The following is a 14,555-nucleotide window of genomic DNA, read 5'->3' on the forward strand; positions in this document are numbered from 1 at the left end:
TCACACCCGTTCGCTGCGCTGTTCTGCAATGATTCCTGTCGGGAACAACGCAATCAGGATGATGATGACGGCAAAGGCCACCACATCGCGATAAGCGCTCGAGATCGGCATCGCCACCACAACCAGCGTCTGCACGCCGGCGAATAGAAATCCCCCGATGATCGGCCCGATCAGGCTTCCAAGTCCGCCCACCACAGCCGAGGCGAATCCGATGATGCCGAGCAGAACGCCCATGTTGAAGCTGATCTCGCGGTAATACAGCCCGAGCATGCAGCCGGCAAAAGCGGCGAGCCCCGATCCCAATGCGAAGGTCCCCAGCACCACGCGCTGCTGGTCGATGCCTGCAAGGCGTGCAACCTCGTCATCCTGGGCCACGGCGCGGATCGAGAGCCCGAACCGGGTGCGGGTCACGAACAGATGCGTTCCCACCACCAACAGCAGTCCGGCACATACGATGATCACACTATCGATACCCACACTGAAGGAACCGGCATTGATCATGCCACTCGGCAACAGAGCCGGAAACGGCTTCGGGTTGCCGCCGTTGGGCACGCCAAGCCGGATGGCCTCGCGTAGCACGGTGCCGGCCATTAAGGTCGCGAGCAGCACATTGATGCTGGGGGCGCCGCGCAAGGGGATCACAAGAATCCTCCCGATCACGATGCCCGCGAGCGCCCCGGCGCCGACCGCAGCCGCCAAACCGGTGAGCAAGGCCAGCGCAGGGGGCAGCGCAAAGAGAGCTCCCGAAACGCCGGCGGCTCCCAAGGCTGAAAAACTTCCGAGCGTCACGACGTCACCATGCGAGAACTTGATGACGTCGAGCACCCCGAAGAAAAGCGAAAATCCAACGGCGATCATTGAGTAGATCACCCCCAGCATGAGGCCGTTGAACAGCTGCTGCGCTACGATCCCGATGTCCATCAATGTCTCCGCACGCTAGGGCGACGCATGACGTCTGGTCAATTGAGGCGGAGTTTTCGTTTGCTGGCGGCATATTCGCTATCCGGCCAATAGACCCATTTACCATCCTGGGCGACATAGACGTTGGCCCTCAGAATGTTCTGCCTGTGGTCGTCGAAATTGATCTCGCCGACCAGCGACTTGTATGCCTTGGTCGTATTGAGCAGGTCCTTGACCTTGGCGCGGTCGGGGCCAACCTTCTCGATCGCATCCATGATCAGAGTAGCGGCGGAGTAGGCGAAGGGGCCATAGGCGTCCGGGTCTTCGCGAAAGCCCGCCTTGGCGTATGCGTCGAGAAACGCTTGACCCTGCTCATATTTGGTGATGGGAGCACCGTTGTGGAAGGAAATCGTTCCTTCCGCCGCGGCACCTGCGCCTTCCAGGAAGCCTGCGTTCATGATGCCAGAGACGCCCGCAAGCTGAGCGGTGACACCGACCCGATCCATTTGAGCCCGCAATCGGACGCCTAGCGGCGTCAGGCCGCCCACCATGATCAGATCTGGCTTCAGCTCCTTGATCTTGGTGAGCTCAGCCGTGAAGTCCTGCTGATCCGGGCTGACCGGAAAAGTCGCGACGATCTCGCCGCCGGCCAATTTGAGATATTCGCTGAAATATTTGTTCTGTCCCTTGCCGTAGTCGGTGGTGTCGTGAACGACAACATATTTCAGGAAACCCTGCTTGGTGAGGAACTCCGCTGCGAGCTTGCCTTCATTGATCATCGTCCCGTTGACGCGATGAATTTCGTGGTAGTCGTTGCCATAGGTGATCTCGGGCAGGATGGCGCCCCACACCACGACCGGCAATCCGAACCGGGCATAGGTATCAACCGTCGCGATGCCTACGGCAGAGCAATAGTGGGTCACACCGGCGATGATGCTACGATCCGATGCGGCCTTGGTTGCGACCTGGATGCCGATATTCGGCTTGCATTCGTCGTCCAAGGTGACGAGCTCGAAAATGTACTTTGCCGATGGGTCGGCGTTTCTCAATTGCACGGCCAACTGCGTGGAATTGCGGCCCCCGATACCGGGAGCTGAATTCCCGCCCGACAATGGTCCAATAAACGCAAGCTTTACGGTCTCCTTGGCCAAGACCGGAACTGTTCCGGTCGCCACCGCGACCAGCGCGCCGCATGTCAGCAGCAACAATTTGTTTATCAGCTTCATTGGCAATGCCCTCCCCTGCTCGGAAAAACTGTATCCATCCCGCACGAGCGAGACAGTGCGAATTTTCGCAAATGGGCGTGCGCAACGGAGCACGAGCAGGTGGACCGGCGATGATCGCCTACAATCAAGACAGATTGCTGCTGCTTTGGGCAACGGGTTGCCTTCGACGAGGCGGATGCGGACGCAAAAAAACACCCCGTTGCAATCGGCAACGGGGTGACTGGGTCGCAGGACATCTGCGACAAGTCGAGGGAGGTAGTCTTCGCAATCACGACAGCCAGGGGCTCATCGCAGACGTCGAATTACTCCTTCATACCATCGCCACGGCAAATTCCCGCGGGGTGTTCGTGCAAAGGGTCTTGCACGAACACCTTGATGGCAATTGGCGGCTCATGCGATCTGGCGGCTGGCTGCCGGTGTGTTGCCGAATTCACTGGAAAGGTCGACTGCGACAGTCTTAGGCAGGCAGAGGACATTAACCGCCGCGGTCATCAGTGCGATCGCGATGGGATAGATCAGGCCGGCGTAGATGTTGCCGGTGTAACTGACGAGCGAGAGGCTGATCAGCGGAACGAAGCCGCCGAATATCCCGGTGCCGATGTGATAGGGAAGCGACAGCGAAGTATATCGCAGCCGCGCCGGAAAGAGCTCGACGAGAAATGCGGCATTCGGCCCGTAGACCAGCGCTACGAAGATGAGTTGCGCCAGGATTAGCGCGGTGACGACCACGTAATTGTGCGCAGCCGTGGCGCTTGCAATCCCCATGTAGATGGGGACGTAGAGCGCGGCGGCGAGCAGCAGGCCGGTGACAATCAGCGGGCGGCGTCCGATGCGGTCTGACAGGGCTCCGCTCACGACGATCAGGGGCGTGCCAAGGGCTAGAGCAACGGCGACGCAGACATTTGCCGTCAGGAAGTCCACCTTGAGAACGCTCTGCAGGAAATACAGCGCATAGAATTGTCCGGTGTACCACACGCATCCCAGACCCGCCGTCGCGCCGAAGAGAGCATAGAGCGCATAACCCAACCCTTGTCTCGTGCCAAAACTTTCGCGAACCGGCGCGCGCGAGACCTTGCCGGCCTGGCGCATCTGCTCGAAAACGGGCGATTCGCTCAGCTTCAGACGAAGATAGACCGAAAACACGACGAGAAGTGCAGACAGCAAGAACGGGATACGCCAGCCCCAAGCACGGAAACCTTCCTCCCCGAGCGATAGCCGACACGCCAGCACGACCAGAATTGCAACGAAGAAGCCCAAGGTGGCTGTGGTCTGGATAAAACTGGTGAAGAAGCCTCGACGGTTTACCGGTGCATGCTCAGCCACATAGATGGCAGCGCCACCGTACTCGCCCCCGATGGCCAAGCCCTGTACCAAACGGAGCAAGACCAACGCGACAGGTGCAGCAAAGCCGATAGTTTCATATGTCGGCAAAAGGCCGACCGCGGTGGTCGAAATCCCCATTAAGATAAGTGTCAGCAGAAACGTGTGCTTGCGTCCCAATCGGTCGCCAAGACTGCCGAACAGGATGGCACCGAACGGCCGGATGACGAATCCGGTCGCAAAGGTCGCAACACTGATCAAGACGGCGGCGGTGGGATCATTGGCGGGGTAAAAAAGGGTCGAAAAGAACACGGCAAGGCTTCCATAGAGATAGAAGTCATACCATTCGATAACCGTGCCTGCACTTGAGGCAAGCACCACCGTCCAGATGCTCAGGTTCGGGGCGTCCGCTTTAGATTCGCTCATCATATCTCTCCATCGGCCTTGTTGGGCACGTGTTTTCCCGGGCGCGCGCGCCGCAGCGCACGCCCCTTCTCCACCCGGCAATACGTAGAAAGTTGCGGACCCGTTAGGCCGCGATAGAATTTCGCGTCGGCGCATAGCGCGCAAGACATGCGCTTGCTTCTGCCGAAATTCGCTTCACCAGCTCACCGGCGGTTGGAATGTCGTTGATGAGACCGATTGCTTCTCCGACCGTGACATTGGCCGTATCGTAGTCGCCGGAGACCCACGCCTTCTCGACGCGCTGCAGCTCGGCTTCTTGCAGTGTGCGCAGCTCGTCTTCCCGGCCATGCCACCTTTCGATGAAGCCGTTCTTCATCAGGCGTCCAGTGTACTCAGAGGGCCAAGCCTTTTTGCGGACAACGTCGTAGACACGTGTCCGGATCGTTTCATCGCCGGTGGCTGCCAGCACCTTTTCCTTGGCGTTGCGATGAATGACCGATTCTTGCGTGGCCCAAAACCGCGATCCGATCAAAGCACCGTCGGCACCTAGCATTAGCGCGGCGGCGAGACCGCGCCCGTCAGCAATGCCTCCGGCGGCAAGAAGGAGAACGCGCGGCGCTCGTTGCGCGATCATATCGGCGACTGCAGGAACGAACGGCATCGTCGAGCGCGCCGTGAGTCCGTGGCCGCCGGCCTCCGTACCCTGTGCGATGATAACGTCCGCGCCGACGTCGATCGCCCGCTGGGCATGCTCGAGCGTATGCGCCTGACAGATCAGGGGGATGCCGGCCTGCTTCACTTTCGGGGCATATGGCGCAGGATCCGAGAACGACAGCATGATCGCTTTCTTGTGCCGCTCCAGAGCGAGATCGAGCAGACCCGGATCGTTCGCCAGCGCCCAGGTGATGAATCCACAGCCGACGTCCGGCCGGCTCACCTTTGCGGACTGTTCTTCGAACCAGGCGCGGTTGGCATAGCCGCCGCCGAGAAGGCCGAGAGCACCTGCCGCGGAAACCGCGGAGGCCAGCTCGCCGCCGGAGGCCGGATCCATCGGCGCCAGCACGATCGGGTGCTCGAGCCCAAAAAATTCGGTCAGTCTCGTCTTGATAGCCATGTCTCTTCCTCTCCTAGGCTTATGCCCGTCTCGGATGCTGGGAAGCTAGATTGGCTGTTGACAACATAAAAGTGATTATTATTGATCAGAGTCATCATTCCGGGAGATGACCACATGGACAGCACGGATCTGAATTTCTTTTCCGCGGTCGCCACGGCCGGCGGAATCGGCCGCGCCGCCCACAATCTCCACACTGTGCAATCGAACGTGACCCAGCGAATTCGAGCGCTGGAGAACCAGCTCGGTGTCCGACTTTTTGATCGGTCCAAGAAAGGCGTTACGCTCACCTCCATGGGCAACAGGCTGCTTCCTTACGCCAAGCGCATCAGCGATCTGTTGGCCGAGGCGCATTGCGCAGTGAAGGACGAGGCGTGGCCGGGCGGGGAGCTGCGCATTGGATCAATGGAGACGACGGCGGCGTTGCGCCTACCACCGTTGCTCACCCATTACGGCATCGCTTATCCCGATGTTGACGTCCAGATCGAGACAGGCCCGACCGCAGCGCTGGTCGACTGCGTATTGTCTCGGAAGCTTGACGGAGCTTTTGTCTCTGCACCGGTCACGCACGGTGAACTGACCTGCACACCGATCGTGGAGGAGGAGCTGGTGCTGATCACGCCGCCGATGGTGACGTCCCCCCAACACCTCGGCAAATTCCTGGCTTCGGGAAGCGGCCGGAAGGTGATCGTGTTTCGTGCCGGTTGCTCCTATCGACAGCGTCTGTCCGAATATCTTGCGCATCGTGGTTTCGTCGACCTGCGCTGGATGGAAATGGGAACGCTCGACGGAATCATCGGTTGTGTGGCGGCTTCGGTCGGGCTGTCATTGGTGCCGCGCGTCGTCGCTGATTCTGCCGAACGACAGGGCTTGATCCGCCTGCATTCGCTGCCGAACGGGACCGGCAGGGCCACCACGGTTTTCGTTCACCGCAAGGACGCATTCGTGTCCTCCGCCCTGCGGGCGTTCATGGAATGCGCCGGATCGGGAACGAACCAAACAGCCCCGCCCGAGCAACCGGCAGTGGCGCTCAAGCAGCCTCGAAAGACGACCTCGCCGCCTTGACTGATGCCACGATAAAGCGATGCACTTCTGCAACCCGCCGCGTTTCGTGCGTATCGGGATGCGACGTCAGCCAGTAATTCCGCACGAAACGAATGTCGGGAAGCAGACGCTGCAATTCGGGATAGCGCTGGGCCACGTAATCATGAAGGATTCCGACGCCGTGTCCACCACGAACGGCCTCCATCTGCGCAACGACGCTACCGCATTCATAGCGTCGCGACATGAGCCGGCCGAGCACTGAGGCATAGTCCAATGCCCTGCTGTAGACGAAATCCTCGACCTGGGTGACGAACAGGCGGCCGGCAAGATCGGCCTGCGTCTTGATGGGACCCTCGCGCGCGAGATAAGCATCAGCAGCATAGACACTGAGCGTGTAGTCGGTGAGTTTGGACAGGATCAGCTTACCCTGCTTGGGCCGGTCCAGCGTGATCGCAACGTCGGCCTCGCGCCTTGACAGGGAGAATGTGCGCGGAAGCGGCACGAGTTGAATGACAAGGCCCGGGTGCTTCGCGGCCAGCGCGCCCAGCCGATCGGCCAGGAAGTAGTTGCCAAGCCCGTCCGGTGCCCCTACGCGCACGGTTCCGGTGAGGGCCTCGGCGGCGCCTCCAATGCTCGATCCCACTTTGAGGAATTCGCTCTCTGCGCGCTCGGCAGCGGCGACAAGCGCCTCGCCCGCCGCCGTCAGCGCGCACCCTGTAGTGTGTCGTTCGAGCAGTTTGGCATTCAAGCTACTCTCCAGCGCGGTCAGTTGCCGGGCGACCGTTGCATGGTTCAGCCGTAGGCTTTTCGAGGCCTTCAGAATCTGGCCGGCACGCGCCACTTCTAGGAATATCCGAACGCGCTCCCAATCCATTGACTACACTTTCTGCACAACGGAGCCGCGAATTCGGCCGTTGATGCCGCATTTTTATGCGCTGCATATCTGGCTCGATCAAGCATCATGTTAGGGAGAACAGCCAATGCCCGTGACTATTCTGAACTTCATCAATGGCGAGCTGGTGCCGAGCCGGGGCCCTCGCACCGCGCCGGTTTACAATCCCGCGACCGGCGAGCAATCGGCAACGCTCGGACTTGCCACGACGCAAGACGTGCGGTCGGCCGCTGCAGCCGCCCGCAAGGCCTTCCCGGGCTGGGCAAACACACCGCCACTGCGCCGTGCTCGTATTCTCAACCGTTTCCTGCGGATCATGGAGGATCGAATCGATGAACTTGCCCAAGTGATCACCGCCGAACACGGCAAGGTGCTTTCGGACGCGAGGGGCGAGATCCAACGCGGCATGGAGGTGGTGGAGTTCGCGACCGGCGCGCCGCAACTGCTCAAGGGAGAGATCACCGAGAATGTCGGGACCCGTGTCGACAGCCACTCGCTGCGTCAACCGCTCGGGGTGGTCGCTGGCATCACGCCATTCAATTTCCCGGCAATGGTCCCGATGTGGATGTTCCCGGTTGCGCTGGCCTGCGGCAATACGTTTATCCTCAAGCCATCAGAGCGCGATCCCTCGGCCTCGCTCGTGCTTGCGCAGTGGCTGAAGGAGGCCGGGCTGCCCGACGGCGTGTTCAACGTCGTGCATGGCGACAAGGAAGCGGTGGATGCCATCCTAACGGATCCCGATATCGTGGCGGTCAGCTTCGTCGGCTCGACGCCGATTGCGCGATACATCTATGAGACGGCGACCAGCCACGGCAAGCGCTGCCAGGCGCTGGGCGGCGCCAAGAACCACATGATCGTGATGCCTGACGCCGACATGGACCAGGCCGTCGACGCTCTCATGGGCGCGGCTTATGGCTCCGCCGGCGAGCGCTGCATGGCGATCTCGGTAGCCGTTCCGATCGGCGACACCACCGCCGATCGTCTGATCGAAAAGCTGGCGCCCAAGGTCCGCGCGCTTAACATTGGTCCCGGTACCGACCCCGAGGCCGAGATGGGCCCGCTGGTGACGAAACAGCACCTCGACAAAGTCCGAGGCTATATTGACGCCGGCGTTGACGAAGGCGCGAAGCTGATTGTGGACGGGCGCGATTTCCATCGCCAGGGCTACGAGAAGGGCTACTTCATCGGCGGCAGCCTGTTTGATCGCGCGACCACGGACATGAAGATCTATCGCGAAGAGATCTTCGGACCGGTGCTCGTGGTGGCCCGGGCCAAGTCTTATGACGAGGCGGCCGACATGATCAACCAGCACGAGTTCGGCAACGGCACCGCAATCTTTACCAGGGATGGCGATGCGGCGCGTGAGTTTGCGCATCAGATCCAGGTCGGCATGGTGGGCATCAACGTACCGATCCCGGTGCCGATGGCATTCCATTCGTTCGGCGGATGGAAAGCCTCTCTGTTCGGCGACCATCACATGCATGGCCCCGAGGGCGTTCGCTTTTATACCAAGCTGAAAACGATCACGACCCGTTGGCCGACCGGCATCCGGGCCGGCGCCGAGTTCGTGATGCCGACGATGTCCTGAGCTTCTCCGAATGGAAGGCCGTGGCAGCTCCACGGCCTTCTCAACCCGCCAGTTGGCAGGCCCCCAAATGGTGAACTCTGGCAGTCGCGCCAGAGAGCTGAATTCGGCCGATCAATCCGTGAATATCGCCCTAGAATCGTCGGGCCGCGATCAGATTGGCCCTGCCGATCTCCATCGGCGCCTCGAGACTGTCATGCTGGCTCTCCCCAGCTCCGTTGGGTCACTGGAAACGCTCACCTCTCGGCCAAGCTCCCGTGGTGAGCGCCCTCGGAGAATATTCGACCACCTCTCCGATGAGAGGGATCGCCGCAGCGCGCACTCTCCGGCCGGCCGTGACATGAAGCCGCCAGGCGCGCTCGGCGCCCTTGAAGCCCTGAATCGGCGGATCATTCCAGAGCAACTCGATCGTCCCGTGCAGAATTAGGACATCGCCGACGACAAAGTCGACAAAAAGCAGTCCCGCCCTGGGATTGGACATAAAATTCCCAAGCGTGTTGAAAAAGGAATTACCCGCAAAGTCCGGAACGGTGATCTGGTTATCCGCCACGTGAATGAAGCCTGGCTTACCGCCGCGGTGAGAAATATCGCAATCGAACGATGATCCGTCATCTGAAGCCGCACATGAGGCGACGAAGAAGGTCGCCGACTGGCGGATCAGCTCTCGTGCCGCATCGTCCAAGACGGCGAACGCCTCGACCTCGCCGGGACCGAGTTGCTCCGGCGCAGCGGATGGTGCCGCGCTGATATGGCGCGTGTGGATGTATTGAGGGCAATTGCCAAAGCTCTGCACGACCGCCACCTCGAAACTTGTCTGGTCGAGGGTGATCAGCGTTCCGTTCATGCGGTTTCGCCGACGATTGGTCAGGTCTATGCCCAGCACTCCCAAGCTGGCGCCCACGGAAAGATTCGTTCCGAGCAGGTCGAAGGTTTTCGGTAACGATTCGATGCGCAGCCGTCCTGGATCCGGTGAAGAGACGAATCCGCGCGGGCCAAACAGGACCGAAGGGATCGGCCAGCCCGCTCGGTCCGACGAGCCGACAAGGAGGTATTCGAGTCCTGCGAAGAATTCACGGTGCTGATCGGGCATCCATGTGCGGATGGAGGTTTTCCCGCGCTCGCTCATTCTGTCGGCCACGCCGACGCGTCGCTGCACGTCGATCTCGCCCTGGTGAAAAGGAGACGAGCTCCGTTCGGAAAGGCTGGTCATGACCGCACCTCGAAGAAGATTTGCCGATCAGCTCGCAGGCGCGCTTGGCATCCGCTGAAAATTCGGAAGTGCTTCCAGCCGCCCCAGCCAGGCGACAATGTTCGGGTAGGAGGACAGTTCAATGCCTCCCTCCGGAGCGGCCCGTGTGTAGCTGTAGCAAGCGAGATCAGCCACGGTCGGATGGGTTGCCGCGAGAAATTCGTGCTTCGCAAGATGACCATCCATCACGCTGAAAAGACTGCTGGCGACCCCGGCCGCTTGCCGGCCATCGACGGGCAAGTTGAACACCTTGCCCAGCCGAGCTGTTGCTGGTCCATATGCCAGCTGTCCCGCTGCCACGGACAGCCAACGTTGCACGGCAGCCGCACTGACCGGATCTTCCGGAAGCCACGTCTCGGTAGTGTCGTAGCGCTTGGCCAGATAGATCAGGATTGCGTTGGAATCGGCAACGACGGTGCCGTCATCATCGACGACAGGTATCTGCCCGAACGGGTTCATTGCGAGATAGGCCGGCGTCTTCCGCTCGGCAGGGGGCGTTGGGATCAACTCGTAAGGAAGCGAGAGAAGCCCGAGCATGAGCTCGACCCGGTGGCTGTGTCCCGACAATTTACCGCCATAGAGCTTGATCGTAGCTGACATTCCCAACTCGCTTTCGCTATTCAAACGATGTCTCGGTACTTATCATTTCCCATTCGGACGATAATCGAATGTTCCTTCAATTTACCATTGCGGTTTTTGCAACGATCCAGACGAGCAGAATGACTGGCCGCCTTTTTTCCCTCTGAACTCGCGCAACACGTTCTTCTGAACCTCTCCGATCGTATTCCGGGCAGCTCGCTCACGCAGAAATCGTTGATCGGCAGGTTGTAGGGAACCAGCCGTCCTTCAGCACCGCCACGCCATCCCTTTCCCCTGCAGCGCCTCCTGCCGTCGGGACGGCGGCCGCGACAACTCGCTCGCCGAAATCAGGATGTGGCAGTCCGACGACGGCGCTTTCGAGCACATCTGGAATGCGGTCGATCTCGAGTTCGAACTCCTTCGGATGAACGTTGTAACCGCCCGAAATGATCACATCCTTCGCGCGCCGACCTTCAAAGGGAGCCGACGGCGGAACGCACGAGTTCTGTCGGTCGCTGCTCCAACAGCTCGCTGAGAACGCGCTTCATCTCGGCCCCCTTTGATGGATCACTCAGTCCGCAACTGCCCGCTCAAGCTCGGCCACTCTGGGTCTGACCGTCTCCTGCTGCGAGGACTGGACCGGCCGTTCGTCCCCCTCGCCTGTTTCCATGTCGATAAAAACGGCCGGCTCGCGCTGTGAACGGTCAATCGTCAGCGAAAACACATCGAAACGATTGTAGTAGCCTACGACATCGTGAAATTGCTTCGGTTCGACGCATTGCGCGACGTCAATATCGGCATATGCGATGCCTTCGCTGTCTGAGAGGACGTCGCTGATAATCTGCCCTGTTGGATCGAGGATCATCGATACAGCATGCGGTGTGCCCTCGATCAGATCCAGCATGGCGGGGTTAGCCTGTCCGAGCGCGTCCTTCATACCTACGTCCATGCAGGCGGACGAAACGATGTTGAAGCATTTGGCTTCAAACGAATGAGCTCCAGCCCGGATCTCGATGGCCCTGCGTAGGTCATAGCCCCCCTTCTCCTTGGAGGGACGCGTCGGCCAGATCGGCGGGTAGGTCGAAATATGAACTTGCTCGCCCTGCGCCATCAATGAATAGCGGGCAAGTGGATTCGTATTCTCACCACAAATCAGCATGCCAATGCGGCCGATGGAGGTCTGCGCGACGCGCAACCCACGCGCATCTCCGGCAGCCCAGACCAGCTTCTCGTAAAAGGTCGGAACGAGTTTGCGATGATGATTCAGGATCGATCCATCTTGGCCGATCAAAAGATTGGAGTTCCAGATACAGCCAAGGCTGGCAACCGTCCCTTCCGTAAAACCGATAGAGACCACGACGTTGTGGCGCTTGGCCGCCATCCTGACCTTTGTCAATTCCGCGCTGTCGAGCCGCAATGCCTGGGCCGACAACGCTCTGAAGAAATCATGAGACATGATCGGCGCCTGCAGCGCCGCCCACACGGGAAAGCCGGGAATGAACGATTCCGGGAAAGCAACCAGCGAGGCACCGTTGCGTGCCGCTTCGGCAACGAGGTCGCAGGCCTTGTCTGCACTTTTGGCCGCGTCGAGGAAAACTGAAGATGTGTGGCACGCGGCAGCTTTGAAGCGCGGCAAATTCGACGGCATTTGAGACGATCCTCTCGGTTTCTGACACCACAGGTTAGTCTTTCGCCGGCGGGTGGCGAATGCGGAAAATCTGCACGAGCGGTTGCGCGTCTTCAGACGACCAGGACCGGCACGCGATAGATCGCGTTGCGTCGGCCGCCGGCCGGCTGATTCTCGCCCGATCGCGAGATCGCCCGAGACAGGAGACCGCAGCATCCCTCTTTTACTATCCAATCACAGGTGAACTTGGTCCAGGATCGTCCTGACACCTTCTCCAAGCGGCATCCCTGCCAGTTCCGCCCTTCATCGGCGCTCAGTTCGACCGCCGCAATTCCGTCGTCACCCCAGGCCCATCCCCAGACCTGCAAAACCTCGTCACGCCTGAGCTGACGATTCGGCTTTGGCGCCACGATGACCGATTGGGGGGCGATCGCCCACACCGGCTGGGTCGAGCCGTCCGGCGCGAGGTCGTTGTACCATGTGGTGGTGAAGACGCCCGGAGCCCGCTCCGAGCGCAATTCGAGCTTGCGGAGCCATTTGACGCTGTTCGTGCCGTAGAAGCCCGGGACCACCAACCGCAACGGATACCCGTGCTCAGGAAGCAGCGGCGCTCCGTTCATCTCGTAGGCGAGCAAGACGTCGTCGGATATCCGGGAGAGCGGCAGATCCTTGATGTAATGTCCGCACGCGATGCCTCCGAAGTCGCCGGAGTCCGCCCCCTGTGACCAAACGAAATTTGCGCTCCTCGCCACGCCCGCTGATCCTAGCACATGATCCAGACGAACGCCCGCCCAGCGCACGTTGCAGACCCGCTGCGTGGGCTTGTCGGGCGCCAGCGGGCTACCTGCACATTGATGCACCGAGACCACCTCGGTCTTTGGAAGCGACTTGAGCTGACCGACGGAGAAGCTCGCGGGCGTCTCGACCAGGCCGGCGATTTCCAGCGTCCAATCATCCCCATGAGTGACATCGAGAACACCGAGATGGCACAACACGATGCAGCCTTCGACTGGCGTGATGCGGTCGGTCAGCAGATGCGGTTCAGAGGGAATTCGGCCGAAGAAGCCGCGTACCTTGTACGTAAAGTCGTCAGCCATCGCAGCGCTCCCTCGCGCCGGCATTCTAGTACATCACGGGAGGACGTCGACCGTAAGAAATTCCGCAGATACACTTGCGCGTATTCGATCACTCGAATTCGTTCAGGTACGCTCTGTCCGCCTTGAAGATCTCATGAAGGAACCGCAGCAGCGTACGGACCCTACCCATATATTCGATATCCTCATGGACGGAAATGTAGAGCGATCGCGTGACCACCACATCTTTCATGAGCCATACAAGGCGAGGATCCTTTTTTGCCGAGAAGAAGGGCAGAAGGCCGATGCCACGCCCGACAGCGATCGCATTCTGCTGGGCTGCCATGCTGGTCGATCGAAAGACGACGCTCTCCGGCACCAGGACGTCGTGAAGCCACTGCACCGGCTGGATAGCCACGAGATCGTCGACATAATCAATGAAATCGTGACGCTTCAATTCTTCCATGGTGCCCGGCGTCCCCCGTTCCACGATGTACCTGGACGACGCGAACAGCCCAAGCTTGAACTCGCCAGCTTTTTTGACCGAAAGTTTGGGGCCCACGAGGGGAACGAAGCTGATGCACACATCCGCCTCGCGTTTGGTCAGATTGATCAGATGCCTTTCGGTCACAAGCTCCACGACAACGCCCGGGTGCTTCTCATTGAATTGGACCAATTTTTCTGCAAGATAGAAGGCGGCAATACCCTCCATGCTCGTCAGCCGCACGCGACCCGCGGGCTCGGCGGGCGTGGCGCGGAAATCTTCCGATATCACCAGGGCCGCGCCCTCAATTTTCTCGGCCTCTTGGTAGAGCTTGTGCCCGTCCTCCGTCAGCACGAACCCGTTCGGCTTGCGGTCGAAAATCTTGATACCAAGATCTCGCTCAAGCTCTGAAATGCGCCGGCTGACCGTCGTGTGGTCGACTTTGAGGCGCCGCGCGGCCGGCATCAACCGCCCCTGCCGGGCGAGTTCAAGGAAGAATTTCAGGTCGTTCCAGTCGAACATTCGCTCCTGCGTGCCAATCCGGAAGAGGCCAACGACGAAAATCCGACGGTAGGTGACCGCCTCGCCCGCCCGATCAAACAATCTTCTACGGCGGCTTTCAAGGTGCCTGAAGGCGATTTCCGTGCCTTCGGTGCCTGAAGCCACGGGGCGCAGCCCGCTCTCGCGCTCCAGCCGCAACGATCTCGGCCGTTATAGCTCTACCATTCCCTGAGGCACGCATTCTCGTCGATACAGATACTCGAGAATTTCCTTTCTATACTGCAGACTCCCGGCGTGGGTCGCCAGTTTGAGCCGGTCCCGCGGTCGCAAAGTATCAATCTCCCAAATCCGGCCGATTCGCGCAGCCGGTCCGTTCGAGAGCGCGACAATTCGATCGCTCAGGAAGATCGCTTCGTCTATGTCGTGCGTGACCATTACAACTGTGGTCGGGGTCTTTTCCACGATGCGAACCAGTTCGTCCTGAAGGCTCGACTTGGTCAGCGCATCGAGCGCGCCGAACGGCTCGTCCAACAGCAGCACCTTAGGCTCGACCGCAAAA

At 60.1% G+C, this 14,555-nt stretch carries 13 protein-coding genes and 1 pseudogene; 2 read left to right on the plus strand and 12 right to left on the minus strand.

Annotated features, from left to right (window positions below; all coding sequences use genetic code 11):
- The 4 genes from IVB32_RS42440 to IVB32_RS42455 form a co-directional block, all read right to left on the minus strand.
- A complete protein-coding gene (locus IVB32_RS42440) occupies nucleotides 1-921 on the minus strand; it encodes a branched-chain amino acid ABC transporter permease (protein WP_247360745.1) in 921 nt (306 codons plus the stop codon).
- A 38-nt stretch (nucleotides 922-959) separates the two neighbouring features.
- Nucleotides 960-2,126: a branched-chain amino acid ABC transporter substrate-binding protein gene (locus tag IVB32_RS42445; RefSeq protein ID WP_247413208.1), complete on the minus strand. Its 1,167-nt coding sequence runs from the start codon at nucleotides 2,124-2,126 to the stop codon at nucleotides 960-962.
- Between the two features lie 390 nt (nucleotides 2,127-2,516).
- Nucleotides 2,517-3,872, minus strand: a complete 1,356-nt coding sequence (locus IVB32_RS42450; RefSeq protein ID WP_247413210.1) for an MFS transporter — start codon at nucleotides 3,870-3,872, stop codon at nucleotides 2,517-2,519.
- Between the two features lie 103 nt (nucleotides 3,873-3,975).
- A complete protein-coding gene (locus tag IVB32_RS42455) occupies nucleotides 3,976-4,965 on the minus strand; it encodes a nitronate monooxygenase (RefSeq protein WP_247285549.1) in 990 nt (329 codons plus the stop codon).
- Nucleotides 4,966-5,079: 114 nt separating this feature from the next.
- Between IVB32_RS42455 and IVB32_RS42460 the strand changes: the two genes are divergently transcribed.
- Nucleotides 5,080-6,027 (plus strand): LysR family transcriptional regulator, encoded by a 948-nt coding sequence (locus tag IVB32_RS42460; RefSeq protein WP_018458434.1) that lies wholly within the window; start codon nucleotides 5,080-5,082, stop codon nucleotides 6,025-6,027.
- On the opposite strand, the gene IVB32_RS42465 is transcribed toward IVB32_RS42460, so the two are convergent.
- Nucleotides 5,993-6,880, minus strand: a complete 888-nt coding sequence (locus tag IVB32_RS42465; protein WP_247360738.1) for a LysR family transcriptional regulator — start codon at nucleotides 6,878-6,880, stop codon at nucleotides 5,993-5,995. The genes IVB32_RS42460 and IVB32_RS42465 overlap by 35 nt on opposite strands.
- A gap of 106 nt (nucleotides 6,881-6,986) precedes the next feature.
- Here IVB32_RS42465 and IVB32_RS42470 point away from each other — a divergent pair, with 106 nt between their 5' ends.
- A complete protein-coding gene (locus IVB32_RS42470; RefSeq protein ID WP_247360736.1) occupies nucleotides 6,987-8,486 on the plus strand; it encodes a CoA-acylating methylmalonate-semialdehyde dehydrogenase in 1,500 nt (499 codons plus the stop codon).
- 220 nt (nucleotides 8,487-8,706) lie between these two features.
- On the opposite strand, the gene IVB32_RS42475 is transcribed toward IVB32_RS42470, so the two are convergent.
- From IVB32_RS42475 to IVB32_RS42505, 7 genes and pseudogenes are all read right to left on the minus strand, one after another.
- Nucleotides 8,707-9,693, minus strand: a complete 987-nt coding sequence (locus IVB32_RS42475) for a pyridoxamine 5'-phosphate oxidase family protein (RefSeq protein WP_247360733.1) — start codon at nucleotides 9,691-9,693, stop codon at nucleotides 8,707-8,709.
- 27 nt (nucleotides 9,694-9,720) lie between these two features.
- On the minus strand, nucleotides 9,721-10,332 hold the full coding sequence (locus tag IVB32_RS42480) for a glutathione S-transferase (RefSeq protein ID WP_247285543.1): 612 nt from the start codon (nucleotides 10,330-10,332) through the stop codon (nucleotides 9,721-9,723).
- A gap of 199 nt (nucleotides 10,333-10,531) precedes the next feature.
- Complete coding sequence (locus IVB32_RS42645) at nucleotides 10,532-10,765, minus strand: hypothetical protein (RefSeq protein WP_247360731.1); 234 nt, start codon at nucleotides 10,763-10,765, stop codon at nucleotides 10,532-10,534.
- 117 nt (nucleotides 10,766-10,882) lie between these two features.
- Complete coding sequence (locus IVB32_RS42490) at nucleotides 10,883-11,959, minus strand: carbon-nitrogen hydrolase family protein (RefSeq protein WP_247285541.1); 1,077 nt, start codon at nucleotides 11,957-11,959, stop codon at nucleotides 10,883-10,885.
- A gap of 92 nt (nucleotides 11,960-12,051) precedes the next feature.
- Nucleotides 12,052-13,035, minus strand: coding sequence for a molybdopterin-dependent oxidoreductase (locus tag IVB32_RS42495; RefSeq protein ID WP_247360728.1), 984 nt, complete (start codon nucleotides 13,033-13,035; stop codon nucleotides 12,052-12,054).
- 88 nt (nucleotides 13,036-13,123) lie between these two features.
- Complete coding sequence (locus tag IVB32_RS42500) at nucleotides 13,124-14,017, minus strand: LysR family transcriptional regulator (protein ID WP_247360822.1); 894 nt, start codon at nucleotides 14,015-14,017, stop codon at nucleotides 13,124-13,126.
- Between the two features lie 189 nt (nucleotides 14,018-14,206).
- Nucleotides 14,207-14,555, minus strand: a pseudogene (locus IVB32_RS42505) (ABC transporter ATP-binding protein); the annotation flags it as partial.

It is taken from the genome of Bradyrhizobium sp. 23 (assembly GCF_023073295.1).
GTDB classification, from domain to species: Bacteria; Pseudomonadota; Alphaproteobacteria; order Rhizobiales; family Xanthobacteraceae; genus Bradyrhizobium; species Bradyrhizobium canariense_D.

Bases quoted from the DNA above. Each gene is read 5' to 3' on its own strand.
- IVB32_RS42450 (WP_247413210.1), bottom strand. From the start codon at position 3,872: ATGAGCGAATCTAAAGCGGACGCCCCGAACCTGAGCATCTGGACGGTG.
- IVB32_RS42465 (WP_247360738.1), bottom strand. From the start codon at position 6,880: ATGGATTGGGAGCGCGTTCGGATATTCCTAGAAGTGGCGCGTGCCGGC.
- IVB32_RS42475 (WP_247360733.1), bottom strand. From the start codon at position 9,693: ATGACCAGCCTTTCCGAACGGAGCTCGTCTCCTTTTCACCAGGGCGAG.
- IVB32_RS42500 (WP_247360822.1), bottom strand. From the start codon at position 14,017: ATGTTCGACTGGAACGACCTGAAATTCTTCCTTGAACTCGCCCGGCAG.
- IVB32_RS42460 (WP_018458434.1), top strand. From the start codon at position 5,080: ATGGACAGCACGGATCTGAATTTCTTTTCCGCGGTCGCCACGGCCGGC.
- IVB32_RS42495 (WP_247360728.1), bottom strand. From the start codon at position 13,035: ATGGCTGACGACTTTACGTACAAGGTACGCGGCTTCTTCGGCCGAATT.
- IVB32_RS42445 (WP_247413208.1), bottom strand. From the start codon at position 2,126: ATGAAGCTGATAAACAAATTGTTGCTGCTGACATGCGGCGCGCTGGTC.
- IVB32_RS42490 (WP_247285541.1), bottom strand. From the start codon at position 11,959: ATGCCGTCGAATTTGCCGCGCTTCAAAGCTGCCGCGTGCCACACATCT.
- IVB32_RS42480 (WP_247285543.1), bottom strand. From the start codon at position 10,332: ATGTCAGCTACGATCAAGCTCTATGGCGGTAAATTGTCGGGACACAGC.
- IVB32_RS42440 (WP_247360745.1), bottom strand. From the start codon at position 921: ATGGACATCGGGATCGTAGCGCAGCAGCTGTTCAACGGCCTCATGCTG.
- IVB32_RS42470 (WP_247360736.1), top strand. From the start codon at position 6,987: ATGCCCGTGACTATTCTGAACTTCATCAATGGCGAGCTGGTGCCGAGC.
- IVB32_RS42455 (WP_247285549.1), bottom strand. From the start codon at position 4,965: ATGGCTATCAAGACGAGACTGACCGAATTTTTTGGGCTCGAGCACCCG.